This is a genomic window from Aquiflexum lacus, from assembly GCF_015476655.1.
In the GTDB taxonomy this organism is placed as follows: domain Bacteria; phylum Bacteroidota; class Bacteroidia; order Cytophagales; family Cyclobacteriaceae; genus Aquiflexum; species Aquiflexum lacus.
Genome location: NZ_JABFHF010000015.1, coordinates 1 through 14,588, shown reverse-complemented (window position 1 = coordinate 14,588; position 14,588 = coordinate 1). Strand labels below are relative to the sequence as shown.

The following is a 14,588-nucleotide window of genomic DNA, read 5'->3' as shown; positions in this document are numbered from 1 at the left end:
ATTTTAAATTAATTGACTACTTTTTCTGGTAAACCCTAACGTAGTCAATCAGAAACTTTTGACTGGTAACAGTTGGATCAAGACCTTGGGCACCTCCCCAACCACCGCCCATGGCGAGATTTAGAATGATATTCTGAGGGATATTAAAAGGCCATTCCTTTTCATTGGCCGTTTTATCATAGAGGTAATAAGGTACATCATCTACCAATATATTGATTTCTGAGGGAGTCCATTCCACGGCATAAGTATGCCACTCGGCAGCTATTTTACTCACATCTTTTGTATTAGAAATCTGATTCCCAATTTTAAAATAGTAAGCTGGTGTATGGACTGTAGCATGGGCTATTCCATCACCGGTCTCATCATCCACCTCATAGCCAACACTTTCAAGAATATCAATTTCACCACAGTAAGGCCAGTCTTTTTCATCTACATAGGTATTGCCCAAAGTCCAACCTGCTGCCCAATTCCCTCTTTCTCTAGGCACCAAGGCCTTGAATTCGATTTTCCCGTAAAGAAAAGCCACATTACCACGGGTGGTCAATCTTGCTGAAGTCCATTCGTTGCCCAAATCACCCTTTCTTGCCTCTATGACCAAAGCACCGTCTTCTATTCTTGCATTTTCGGATCGGTTATCCGTATAATACTGCAATTCATTATTACCCCAACCCCAATCACCAAAATCAAAGGTCCACTTGCTTTGGTCTATTTCAGTTCCATCAAATTCATCAGACCAAACCAACTCCCATTCATTACCTTCATATGTCTGTGTTAATATCTCAGGAGATGCTTTGTGAGGCTTCATTAAGGTGAAAATCACATTGTCAATGTCCACTGTACCTCCTGAGACATACACCTTCATCTTGTGCAGACCTTGATTAAAAGGAGTTCCTTCAACAGTATAAGATTGAATATCAAAAGAAGGGCTATTTGTCATTTTTCCTGTGACATCATAAGTCCTTCCATCAGGATTATCATAATAATCTTCCATCCAAACCACCGAAGTATCAGAACCAACAGGCGTTCCCGTTACTTCTATGCGATACCTTCCCGCTTCCTCAAAATTCGCATCGACAGCTAGCCATTCTCCTTTAGATAATACTACTGATTTTCCTTTAGATGCCTCATCCAACCGAGCTTTATCCGATATATCATGTAGGCTTTCAGCTTCTACAATTAGTGTGTAAGGGCTTTCTCCTGCAATTTCCTGAACTGCAATCTCACCTGAATTCTGAGATGATGAGCAACTAAAATAGAGACTTGAAGATATAAATATGATTACATTATATGTTTGCTTTAAATTTTTGTTTTGAAATGCTTTCATGGCTCAATAGAGTTTATTAAGGTTGATAAAATGGTTAATTCTTGATTAATATATCCTCCAGTTCTTCTAAGGATTTATTTTTGGTTTCCGGCACTACAAACCAAACAAAGAATACCCCGACTGCCGCAAATAGACCATAAATCAAGAATGTATTGCTGCTGCCTAGGTTGTCCAACTGCCAAGGGAAAAACTGTTGGACCAAATAGCTGACCAATGAATTGATAAAACCTACAAAAGAAATGGCGGCACCTTTTATCCTAATCGGGAAAAGTTCGGAAAACAAAACCCACATCACAGGACCAATTGAAATCGCAAAAGATGCCACAAACCCCAAAATACCGATTAGTATAAGGGAAGGGTTCATCTTAATGGCCGCTGTAATTAAGTTGGACTCATAAGCAGTTGCAAGCTTTTCTCCAAGCGTAGACCTAATAGCCTGTTTGAAACTCACATCATCCATGTAGACTACATCGATCATGCTCGAAATTTGTGCCATTCCAACTTCCTGTGGAAGATCTTGAACTGAACTTTCAGTCAATTGGTATGTAGCTTGTCCAAAACCATAAGCAAGTAAGCCCATGCAGATCGCAATCCCGGCAAGTCCACCTAGAAGGAGGGGTTTTCGACCTAATCGGTCAATAAATAAAATAGCCAAAACCGTAAAAACTAAATTGGTCAGACCGACTAAAATAGCTTGAATGAATGATGCATCTGTACCGATCCCCGATTGTTCAAAAATCATGGGTGCATAGAAAAACACCGAGTTAATACCTGTAATTTGTTGTAGGATGGCAACCACTACACCAATGACTAAAACTAACCTGTAAGCTGGCTTAAAAAATTCTGTGATTTTGGCTTCCTCTTTTTTCTTATCCTCATGAATACTACGGATCGCATCGTTGATTTGCTTTTTGGAATCCTCTATGTCAGTAAATTGATTCATAATCATTAAGGCTTGGTCTGTTTGACCCTTCATTACCAGCCACCTGGGGCTTTTGGGAACAAAGAATAGCCCGATGTAAAATAATATAGCCGGCAACAATTCCAAGCCTAACATCCATCTCCAATTCCATTTGTCAAAACCCAGATTAACGGCCCACGCTGCATCCGAATCACCCAATTTTAAGATTAAATAATTAGTGAAAAATGCCACTGAAATACCAATTACAATGTTGAGTTGGTTGAATGAAACCATTCTACCGCGCATGGCGGGTGGAGCAATCTCAGCAATGTACATAGGAGCAAGAATCAGTGAGGCCCCAACACCAAATCCACCTACCATTCTGGCGATTACCAGAAGAATAAATGACGGCGCTAGCGCAGAACCTATTGCGCTAACGGCATACAGTATTGCAGCTACTTGTAGAATCTTTCTTCTACCATACTTGTCGCTGAGTGGTCCAGCCACCATCATAGCAAGTGTGGCAGTTAAGGTCAGTGAGGCAACCGACCACCCTAATTCAAGTTTGCTGAGGTTAAATTCCGGTTCAATAAACTTGACCACTCCAGAAATAACAGAAGCGTCAAATCCCATTAAAAAGCCTCCTAGAGCAACGATAAAGGCTATTTTAACCGTATATGCTTGATTTTTAGTCATTTGTTTTGCTTGGGTTATATTGAGAATAATTTAAAGAGAATACTTTCATTTCGAAAAACCATAAATGGGATTCCTCAATGGGTAAAATTTTTCAATTTTTAAACTTGATATTTAAAAAAGCCAACCTTCTCAGGCTGGCTTTCTCATTGGCTCAAATATTAATTTCTCTGAAATACTCTGATGTAATCCACTACCATCTGCTGCGGAAAATTGGTACTGGAGTCCGGGCTTCCAGGCCAGTTACCTCCTACTGCAACATTAAATAAGAAAAAATGAGGCTTTCTGAATTCATCTAATGCTTGTGGGGTGGTGTCGATTTGGTGGTAAGGTACATTATCCAATAACCAAACGATTTTACTTTCATCCCAAATCACAGAAAACACATGGAACTTATCGTTAAAGATTCCCTGAGAAAGCGAAACTGAACCTCCAAAATTTGCATATTGCCCATTGTTATCCCAATGAACAGTTCCATGCACCGTATTATCGCGACCATTGGCACTTCCCCCTACCAATTCCATGATGTCAATCTCTCCGCAAGCAGGCCAGCCTACTTCCGGAATATTGTCACCCAACATCCATATTGCCGGCCAAATACCCTGCCCCTTTGGAAGTACTGCTCGTATATCAAACCTCCCAAAAGTAAAAGACTTTTGGCCTTGGGTTTTTATTCTTGAGGAGGTGAAATTTTTGCCACCAACACTTTCCTGCACAGCTTTAATGATAAGAAAGCCATCCTGCAATTCAGTGTTTTCTCTACGGTAAAACTGAAGCTCATTGTTACCCCAACCACATAAGTTAGGGCAGCCATCACCTATTTCAAATACCCAATCATTGGATAGGGTATTACTCTCAAATTCATCCTGCCATATCAAATCATATCCATCATATGATAAAGGACTTTCATAGCCGACATTCGGGATTCCAATACCAAGGTCTTCATTTGATATGGTCACAGATTCACTGGAAGATATAAAATCATTTTCCGTGGAATGTGCCTGTACTGTGATGGTATAGGTCCCAGGTTCCTGATAATTGAAAGAAGCTGAATTACCTGTTGCTCTATCTGCTGTACTGTTAGGCAAACCAAAATTCACACGAAAGAAATTTGCGTTCACCGCCATAAAGGATGCTCTTACCGCACCATTGGCTTCTTTAACTATTGAGACTTGAAGGTTAGATGGAAGTAATACCTGATCTTCATTTTTTTCCTCTCCACATGATGATGCTAAAACTAAGGCCATCAGGAAATAAGAAAACATTTTGACTTTCATAAGCATAATCATTTAGATATCCTCTGGAATCAATACAAATGTCCAGAAAACACCACCATTGTCCGTGATATCAATGGAGATAGTCATTTCTTCATTCGTATAATCGATGATGTCGTAAGTTACAGATCTATTTGCAGCTGGGGGGCCTGCTGTATACTCACCACCATTAAATGCTTTTGGAAGTGCTATAAAGGCACCTGTTCCTGTCACAGTTATTTTTGGATTTACTGTAGCTGTTCCTTCTGTAAAACTGAAAGTATGAACTCCTGGACCCCAAGCTTCGCCTGAGGTGCCTACTAGGTTGGATGCTGGTTGACATTGTTCTTCAGCCAATCCCATATAGAATTCTCCAAAAATATCCCCCTGTGCATCATATTCGAATTCACCGTCTTCTCTAAAGATAAATAAATCATTAAATAAACAGGGACGCTCACCTGAAATATCATTCCCATTAGGATAGAATTGATCACTGCCAGGGTTTGGACCTACTCCGAAAGCCCCTGCGGCAGGTTTTAGTTTCCATGCTTTTTCTCCACTTCCAATTAAATCCTGAAGGGTAAATGCAACATCTCCACCAGTATCGGGATCTGGATCTGGGTCAGGGTCAGGATTTCCTTCTCCACTGTCAAATCCCGCTGGAATCAACCTAACATACCAAGCCAAACCATCATTTGCCTGATCAATCAAACGAACAAACATTTCATTTTCTTCAATGCTAATTATCTGAAATGAATTGGTCCCTGCATAGTATCCTAGAAATCCAGGTGAAGTCAGACTTAAAACAGGAAATTCACCCTCTTCTTCCACAATATTCCATGTCAAACCACCTGGAGAAACAAAAGGTGCTGAAAGATCACCTACTCCAGGATCAAAAGCGCCTGGGAAATTTGCTCCCTGTGCACCATTGAGATAGATAAACCCATTGGTTTCCCAATCAAACTCAAAATCATTCAGGTAAAATGTATATCGGTCAGTGTACATACCGCTACCGACTTTTTCATTTGCCTGTGCCTGATACCATTCTGGAAAATAACCTCCGGCTTGTACCGGGTCGGGTCCTACGCCAAAATGACCCACTCGGGCAGAATCCACCACCCAAGTCTTTCCTTCAAGGGCATCTACACCTCCAGTCAATAAATTATAAATCGGTCTATCCAACAAGGTCGGATCTGTTTGTTCGATGACAACTTCCAAAGTTGTACTGGCACTTCCTCCTCTGTCAAAAATGGTTAGGGTGACATTGTATGTTCCTGCAGAAGGATAAATTCCTGTTACATTTTTACCTGTAGCTGATGCTCCATTACCAAAATCCCATTTCATTAGGAAAAACTCCTGATCTGCTGTGAAATTGATGATGTTATCATTTTCGGGGCTAGCTTCAAATGTAAATCTTGCTGCTTGGTCAGGAGGAGTGGTCGCATCTAACCTATAATCCTCAATACATGCCGCCAACAGAATCACTGGCAACAGTAAAAACAAATATTTTATATAATTTTTCATTTGATTTTATTTTAATATCCTGGGTTTTGAGCCCATCTTCCACCTGATAAATCTATCTCCACTTGCGGGATTGGAAACAATTCATGCTTTCCAACCTGAAAACCGGAAATGGCTTCTGCAGCTTTACCTGTCCTTACCAAATCCCAGAACCTGTATCCTTCTCCTGACAATTCCAATCTTCTTTCTCTATAGATATCCTCCAAAAGCTGCGCACCTGAACTTGTAATATCTCCAACTCCAGCCCTTTGTCTTACTTTGTTCAACTCAGTTCTAGCTCTTGCATCATTTCCCGATTGTGCAAATGACTCAGCAGCCATTAATAATACATCCGCAAAACGAATTGCTCTATAGTTTAATTGACTTGTCAAATCATCATCAGGAAGACCTCTCTCATCGGCTCTTTTGATATATTTATTGTTATAATAGCCGGTGTGACCACCTCCACCAACTGCGTAGGATATATCAGTTGGATTCGGTTGAGTTGCAATAAAGGCATCAAGATCCAAAATGGTCACCTGCCTTCTGGGGTCATTGCCAAAGAAATCATAAAGGTCTTGAGTTGGGAGATTATAACTATTCCCATCTGCATAAAAAGGACCTACATAATTTCGGATTGAATGAAATCCCACAGCAGGATTACCTTGCAAACAAACCAAGCAACCATAGTCACCACCTTGTAATCCCGAATGCTGAATTGTAAATACATCCTCACTTCGGTTTTGATTGACAGCCAACCACATTGTGTTCATATCTGAAATCAAGGCATAGTTAGCTTGGTTGGTGCTGATCAGTTCATCAAAAACCTGTGCAGCTTCTGAAAATTTCTGCTGGTACAACAACACTTTACCTTTCAAAGCCAAGGCAGCACCTTTGGTTATTCTTCCAAGCTCTGGATTAGTCCAATTCAGAACTTGAATCGCTCTATCCAAATCGCTTTCTATTTGCTCAAAAATTTGAATTTTTGGTGTTCTGTCGGATTGGAAAACTTCATTAATGGAAATCCTCCTATCTACGATCAAAGGCACATCTCCAAAATAATTGACCAGGGTAAAATAGAAGTAAGCTCTAATGAAGGAGATTTCCGCCATCAAACGCTCTTTCGATGCGAAGTCTATTTTATTTTCATTTTCAAAAATGAAATTAGCCCTTGCTATTCCCGCATAGTTAAATCTCATCACATCCCTCAATTCATTGTTGACTCCACCATGCGTCATGTTGTCAATCTCATGCAAACCTTGTGTATCGTTGACACTTTCACCTCCTGCTATAGAATTATCCGATGCGATTTCTCCTATCCAGATCTGTAAATAGTTTGTTTGCATCAAGTCATAAACACCTATGACTGCCCTTTGAAAATCCTCTTCAGTATTGAAGAAATTCTCAGCATCCTGTGTGTATTCAGGTTCAATTTCCAGCCACTGATCACATGAAACCAGTGACATGCTCAATGTAAGAATGATGATATATATTTTTTTCATGTCTTTTAGAATCTAAAGTTTAAACCGCCCATGATTACTCTTGCCTGGGGAAAGATCCCATTATCTACACCTGCAAATAAAGGGTTCCCAGATCCCACATCAGGATCAAATCCCATATACCTGGTTAAAGTAATGAGGTTATTGGCTGCTACATAAAATCTCATCGAACGGATTCCTATTCTTCCTGTAATTGCCTCTGGAAGGGTATATCCCAATTGAACATTTCTTAACCTGACAAAAGAACCATCTTCTACGTAGAAATCGGAAAACACTGTATTTCTTGTCTGACCTGTGGTCAGTCTTGGGATTTCATTTGTGGTGCCAGGACCTGTCCATCTGTTGACATTATATGCCAATTGATTGGCAAATGGTTGCTGTCGCTCGTAGTTTCGAATAATTTCCTGACCTATTGCTGCATAGACATTGGCAGAAATATCAAAACCTTTAAAATCCATAGCCAAATTCAAACCCATGATGAAATCAGGAATAGGTGAACCGATAAACGTCCGGTCTGAATCATCACTGAAATTGATCACACCATCTCCATTTGCATCTACAAACCTTAAATCACCAGGTCTTGCACCTTCTTGTACGACTGGGCTAGAAGCAATTTCTTCTTGAGATTGGAAAATCCCGTCTGTTTGAAAACCAATAAAATAACCAATTGGAAAACCTTCTTGGAATCTTGTGGCGATATTTCCTCCCACACTAAAACCTGCACCCGGTATAAAATCCAACCCATCTGGTACTTTTGTTACCCTATTTCTAATAAAGGTGGCATTGTAATCAATTCTAAAATTAACACCAGTTGCTTTTTGTGTGCCATATCCGATCTCTAATTCAAGACCTTTATTGGAAACATTACCTGCATTGATTACAGGAGGTGAACCGCCTGGCCCATAAGAACCCAGTAAGGCCGAAACAGCCGGTTGGAACAATAAATCTCTGGTATCCTTGATAAAGTAATTTGCAGTAAAATCAATACTTCTCCAAAGCGTGAAGTCCAAACCAATATTCGTCTGCAAGGTAGTCTCCCATTTCAAATCAGGATTACTGGTTGCACCGATCGCGGCACCGTTGATGATAAAGTCATTAAAGGGATACCTTGCCAACCCATTCATTTGACCCCTATATCTGAAAAGTCCGATTTGGTCATTTCCGGAAACCCCAAAGCTGGCTCTTAATTTCAGGAAATCAACCACACTGCTATTGCCAAAAAAGTCTTCGTCAGATAGAACCCATCCCGCAGACAATGATGGAAAATATCCAATTCTATTATTTGGGCCAAAATTAGTAGAGCCATCTCTTCTCAAAATGGCAGAGAACATGTATTTACCCTTCAATTCATACTCACCTCTAATAAAGGCTGACACCAATCTTTGTCTTGTCTGAAAAGATCCTGTCTGATTCAAAAATCCTCCTGGAGCCTGACTGGCTGAAATATCAGCAAATGCGAGATCATTGTTTGGGATATTAAAAGCTGTACCATTAAGGCCCAAGTTTCTGTTTCCAAAGTAACTGACACCCAAAGTGCCCTTGACTCTATGAATATCCTGAAATCTCCTGTCGTAATTCAAGAAAGACTCTAAATTATAATCTAAAAATGAATCCCTGTTCTCAAATACAGATGCTCCTCTTTCAATCAGTGTTCCGCCTACATCTACAAGGACAGGATCTAAATTGGCGTTTCTCGCACTATTGGCAAACTTACCGGGACCGAACCAAGCTAATGGAGAGAAAGATTTACCATCAACCAATGCGAAATTATAACCCGCTCTGCCGTTCAGACTAAAGTGCTCATTTATTTGGTATGAAATTTCCTCTTTACCAACAATTTTATTTACTGATGTTTCATTAAAGGTGTTCTCAATTTGGGCCAATGGGTTTATGATGTCTGCTACGTTTTCAAGATATGAAAATCTATCTCCGACAAAAACAGGCTCAGTTGGATAAGCATTTATTGTATTAAACAATACTGATCCAATGCCCCCTTGAGCAATTCCACTGGCTTGTTCGTGTGTGTACAAAAATACACTTGTCAACTTCACCTTGGGTGCCAGTTCAGTAACAAAGTTAATTCTGGCATTATATCGTTCGAAGTTTGATTTTGGACCTCCTACAATACCTTGTTGTCCAAAGTAGGAACCACCAATTGAATAAGAAGTCTTCTCAGACCCGCCAGTAACTGTTAGATTATATTCTTGAATTGGAGCAGTTTCGAAAACCTCATTTTGCCAATCAGTACCTGTACCCAAATTGACATTGTTGAATGGAGGCGCCATTCCTCCTGCTGCAAAAGCCTCATTTTTTAAAATAGCATATTCTCTTGCATTCAAAAGATTCAGCTTTCTGGCAGTTTCCTGTACTCCATAATACGCGCTAAATTCTAAGGAAGCTTTACTATTAAGAGAACCCTTTTTGGTTTCAATAATAATTACCCCATTGGCTGCTCTTACACCATATATACCGGCTGTTCCGTCTTTCAGCACATTGATAGTTTCAATATCATTGGGATTGAGGGAGTTAAGACCGGCAGCGTCAAAAATGACTCCATCTACCAAAATAAGTGGGTTATTATTTCCAAATGTACCTAATCCTCTGATTCTGATATTGGAAGTTCCTCCCGGAGCACCGGAGTTTGTGGTAATATTTACCCCAGATATTTTTCCTTGTAATGCCTGATCTAAACGCGGCATATTCATTTTTGCAACATCCTCTCCCTGCACTTGCGCAACAGCACCTGTAAGTTCCTTTTTGGTTGCAGTACCGTATCCAACTACGACCACCTCGCTGAGAGAGCTGATATCACTTTGGAGTGTTACGTTTAAAGTAAGGTTACTTCCAACTCTCAACGTTTGGGATTGAAACCCAATAAAGCTGAATTGAAGCTCATCTCCTACTTTACCTTCAATGGTAAAATTACCATCTAAATCCGTGATGGTACCTGTTGCAGTACCGACCTTAAGGATGTTGACTCCTGGAAGGGTTTCTCCACTATCGTCAACTACTCTTCCGGTAATCATTCCCGATTGGGCACTGATTCCGAAATGAATACCCATGGTCAAAATCAACCATAAAATTCTTTTCATAAGTATATTTTGGATTTAATTAATTAATACAATCAAATCACGACATATAAATAACAAAAGCAAAAAAGTAAACCACATCAATACTACATCACTTGACTTCCATTTCTTTCACAAAAACTCAGCAAAGCATAAAAAAATTACATTTTAAAGCCATCAGTTGAATTTTTATGGTTTAGTATAAACTCAACTTTCTTTTCAATTATATACATCAATAAAAAAAATTATTATCTTGGTGACCTACAATTTACCCAAGATGAAATATCGTTTCCTATTCTTAATTTTGACAATTGTCTCCTGGGATACAATTGCGCAGAGTCCAGGTCTTCCTTTCTCTAAATTTTATTCCAGCAAAGAATATCAGGGTGGAATTCAAAATTTTTCAATTACCCAAAGCATTTCAGGATTGATTTATGTGGCAAATAATTTTGGGCTTTTAGAGTATGATGGCACTACTTGGAGAAGGTATTCTTTGCCCAATAGCACCAAAATTAGAGACGTTCAGATTGATGAAAGAGGGATCATCTATGTCGCAGGACAAGGTGAATTTGGATATTTCAAGCCTGATGATACCGGATATTTAAGATATCATTCTTTATTGGAAAAGCTTCCTGAATCCAGTAAAAATCTAGAAGAGATCTGGAAAATAATTTTTATCCACGATCAGGTCATTTTCTGTACATTTCAGGAAATATTTGTTTTTTCGAATAACCAGGAACTGGTTTCCATCATTAAAGGAAGAACTGATTTCGAAAGTTTCCATTTCACCAACAATAAATTTTATACCAATCAAAGCGAGGATGGTCTTCAAGTATTTGAAAATGACAAATTGTTACCAGTCCCTTATGGAGAAGTCTTTGGAAATGAAATTATTAAAAGTGTCATTTCTTTAACCACCAATCAGCAACTTATTTTTACCCGAAACAATTCAGTTTTTATTTCCAATTCGAATACCATCAACGATTGGGAACCAAATATTCCAAAGAATGTCCAAATTAATGATGCCATAAGACTTAAAAACGGAAATATCGCGATCGGCACCCAAAGTGATGGTTTGTTTATCCTCAAAGATGATGGCCAACTAGTCCTCAAGATGAACAAGGACAATGGATTACAGAACAATTCCATATTGACCTTATTTGAAGATATGTCCGGTAACCTATGGATAGGGCATAATAACGGCATCACGCTTCTAGAACTGAGCCTTCCGTTCAGATTGATAGATCAATTTTCCGGATTGCCGGGGACAGGTTATGATGCCATTCTTTATGATAATTCTATTTTCTACGGAACTAACTTTGGCCTTTCGGTTCAAAATTCAAATGCCGAAAACCAAAACCCTATTAAAAAAATCAACGGCGGAACCGGACAGGTTTATCAACTGACCCAAATTCAGGATTTTTTGCTTTCAGCACAAAATGACGGCGCCTTTGTTATCAAAAACTCAGTGGCTGAGTCAATTGAAAATTTACCTGGAGTCTGGAACTTCCACACCTTAAAAGACCATCCCAATCTGATTATCAGTGGAAGCTATAATGGGTTATTGCTTTTTGAAATTAAGAACGATGAAATCAAATTTTTAAGAAAAATAAATGGTTTTGAGGAATCCTCGAGAATTTTAGAGCAAGACTTCAATGGTGATATCTGGATGACACATGGATACAAAGGCGTTTACAGGTTACGGATAAATGAAGCTTTAGACACTGTAGAATCAAAATATTATGGAACTGAATCCGGACTTCCAACCAATTTATTGATCAGTGTATGGAAAATCAATAACAGATTGATCTTTTCTACCGAATATGGATTTTACAGCTACAATTCCCAAGAAGATAAATTTGAAAAAGATACTTTCTTTACGAGATATTTTGACTACGATTTTTTGGCCACAAGTATGGTCGAGGACGCTCTGGGAAATATTTTTTTCATAGGAGATAAAGAGGTCGGGGTGCTTGAAAAACAAATCAATGGCACATATGTCAAAAATTACCAGATTTTCAATAAAATTATCCCCCTCTTGAATGACGACTTACAGAACATATCCTTGATCCGGGCCAACGAAGTATTGTTTGCAGCCAATGATGGTTTTATTTGGTACAAGCTGGACAATAAAAAAACTTCTTCCTCCTCTTTCCCTACCATGATAAGGTCTGTTTACCTGACCGGTGTTTCAGATTCTTTGATCTCGCAGGGAAACTATTGGGAAAAAGATTCTCTGCAATATTCCCAAGTGCCAATGGCCATCCCTTCCATCCCCTATCATTTGGCAAATATCCGTTTTGAATCAAGTAACCCTATTCCAAACAATGAAAATACAACCTTGTTCCAGTTCTGGCTTGAAGGTTTTGAGGATGGTTACGGAGATTGGACGTTAAAAAGGGATAAAGCATATACCAACCTGAGAGAAGGTGAGTATATTTTCCATGTTCGAAGTAAAAATATTTATGATCAGGTCAGCAGTCCAGATTCTTACGCATTCAGGATTCTTCCTCCTTGGTACAGATCGTATCCGGCCTATTTTATTTATTTTTCTATTTCGCTGATTTTACTTTCATTCATTTATAAATTAATAGATAAAAGATTCAAAAAGAAAACACATCAGATTACAGATGCCCAAAGGAAAGCGTTACTACAAAAAGAATCTGCACTGAAAAGCTCCCAAGAAGAAATTGATCGATTACGAAATGAAAAACTTTTAGCTGAAATTCAGAGCAAAGACAAGGAACTGGCATCAGCAACCATGCATCTACTCAACAAAAACGGCTTCATTGACCATACCAAAACCCATTTGAATTCTATTATCAAGAAATCAAAAAACCAGGAAGTCAAAAATGAAATACAAAAGGTCGTTCAAAGCATTGATAAAAATATAGCAGGAGACAAGGACTGGGAACAGTTTGAAATCCATTTTGACCAGGTCCATGGGGATTTTATGTCCAGGTTCAAAAAAGAATATCCGGATCTAAGTCCTCAGGAGATCAAACTCAGCGCCTATCTAAGGATGAATCTCTCTTCGAAGGAAATCGCTTACTTGATGAATATTTCAACCAGAGGAATCGAAATTGCCCGTTACAGGTTGCGGAAAAAAATCAAACTGGAAAGAACGGATAATTTGCAGGAGTTTATTTTGAAATTTTGAAAAAAAATAGAGATGAGATTTGATATTTAGTACAAAAACCCCTGCTTCGGAAATAAGAGCAGGGGTTTTGTATGAATTAGAATGACCTTTGTTTTATTCCAATAACCAATAACTCAATATCAGATTCCCAAATCAATTAACCAAAAGCATGGATATTCAAATTCTTTGTTTCCTTGCTTTTTCCTGTAATGGATTCATAGGCTTTGTACAGCAGTACCAACTGAAGGATTTCGAAAATGGTAAATACAAACAAACCTGGAATCGCCAGGATGATACTCAGGAAAGCAATTCCTGAAATGATGCTCAATATTCCTGTAACCAAAGCAAATGACCCAAATTCAGTTTGATACTTGATCAACCCCAAGCCAAATACGATGTAAAGCGCACCAAATAGAATGGCTTTGGAAAACTGAACTGATTGCCAAACTGAAGCATTGTTAAATCCATAAATGTCTGCTGCCACACCAAAGCAAGTCGCAATAATCAATAAAATACTCGCCGCCTTGACTATGACGTTTGGCTTGATCATGCTTAACCTATAATATCCAAAAGCAAAAATCCCAAAAGTAACCATGATACCGATCTTGACAGCGATATACCAAGGGGCTGCTGCAGGGCTGATTTCCTCCCCCGCTTCCCAAAGGCCGTAATCAAAACCCCCTTCCACAAAAGCCAATAGGAAATAAACGATTCCTACAAAAAAGGCGGTTTTCAGAAAAGCGGCTTTCCCAACCATTTCAGGGTTAATGACTGCATTTTCCTCAACGGTATGTTGGATTTCTTTAAAATCATAACCCAACACTTCCAATATACTTTTGATGGTATAACTCCTCGGGGTCACTTCCCCGGCTTCTATGCGCTGAATGGTGCGTACATTGATATTGCATAACTCCACAAGTTCTTCTTGTGTCAATCCTTTGGCTTTTCTCAGTTCGAGTATTTTTTGGCCCAATTCCGGTTGTTTCATGATAATATGGTTTTGTTTGACCATGGCAAGTTGGATTGATTTTCACAAATATAACCCGAAAAAAGGGAGGATTTAACCCGACATTTGCACGGCATTTCTTATTGACACAAGAATCAAGACGCAAGATACAAGACAAAAGAAAAAAGATGGGGCTGTTCGACATTTGTACCGATAGCTCCTAAAATCCGCATACAGATGTTTAAAAATACCGCAAAACCTTAAT

General features: G+C 39.0%; 8 protein-coding genes. 1 reads left to right on the top strand and 7 read right to left on the bottom strand.

All coding sequences use genetic code 11. The features are described 5' to 3' along the window. Positions 1-16: 16 nt before the first annotated feature. From HMJ38_RS14195 to HMJ38_RS14170, 6 genes are all read right to left on the bottom strand, one after another. Complete coding sequence (locus HMJ38_RS14195; RefSeq protein WP_194975076.1) at positions 17-1,324, bottom strand: family 16 glycosylhydrolase; 1,308 nt, start codon at positions 1,322-1,324, stop codon at positions 17-19. Between the two features lie 34 nt (positions 1,325-1,358). After that, positions 1,359-2,939, bottom strand: a complete 1,581-nt coding sequence (locus HMJ38_RS14190; RefSeq protein ID WP_317174531.1) for a sugar porter family MFS transporter — start codon at positions 2,937-2,939, stop codon at positions 1,359-1,361. 140 nt (positions 2,940-3,079) lie between these two features. After that, positions 3,080-4,195: a glycoside hydrolase family 16 protein gene (locus HMJ38_RS14185; protein WP_317174527.1), complete on the bottom strand. Its 1,116-nt coding sequence runs from the start codon at positions 4,193-4,195 to the stop codon at positions 3,080-3,082. 12 nt (positions 4,196-4,207) lie between these two features. Next, complete coding sequence (locus tag HMJ38_RS14180) at positions 4,208-5,695, bottom strand: PKD domain-containing protein (protein WP_194975073.1); 1,488 nt, start codon at positions 5,693-5,695, stop codon at positions 4,208-4,210. Positions 5,696-5,706: 11 nt separating this feature from the next. Then, the gene (locus tag HMJ38_RS14175) at positions 5,707-7,173 is read right to left on the bottom strand and encodes a RagB/SusD family nutrient uptake outer membrane protein (protein WP_194975072.1); all 1,467 of its coding nucleotides are present in this window, start codon (positions 7,171-7,173) and stop codon (positions 5,707-5,709) included. A 5-nt stretch (positions 7,174-7,178) separates the two neighbouring features. Then, the gene (locus tag HMJ38_RS14170) at positions 7,179-10,262 is read right to left on the bottom strand and encodes a SusC/RagA family TonB-linked outer membrane protein (RefSeq protein WP_194975071.1); all 3,084 of its coding nucleotides are present in this window, start codon (positions 10,260-10,262) and stop codon (positions 7,179-7,181) included. A 253-nt stretch (positions 10,263-10,515) separates the two neighbouring features. On the opposite strand from HMJ38_RS14170, the gene HMJ38_RS14165 reads away from it, so the two are divergent. Continuing rightward, a complete protein-coding gene (locus tag HMJ38_RS14165) occupies positions 10,516-13,398 on the top strand; it encodes a two-component regulator propeller domain-containing protein (RefSeq protein ID WP_194975070.1) in 2,883 nt (960 codons plus the stop codon). A 136-nt stretch (positions 13,399-13,534) separates the two neighbouring features. Here the strand turns inward: HMJ38_RS14165 and HMJ38_RS14160 are convergent, their stop codons facing one another. Further along, positions 13,535-14,365 (bottom strand): helix-turn-helix domain-containing protein, encoded by an 831-nt coding sequence (locus tag HMJ38_RS14160; RefSeq protein ID WP_194975069.1) that lies wholly within the window; start codon positions 14,363-14,365, stop codon positions 13,535-13,537. Positions 14,366-14,588 lie beyond the last annotated feature (223 nt).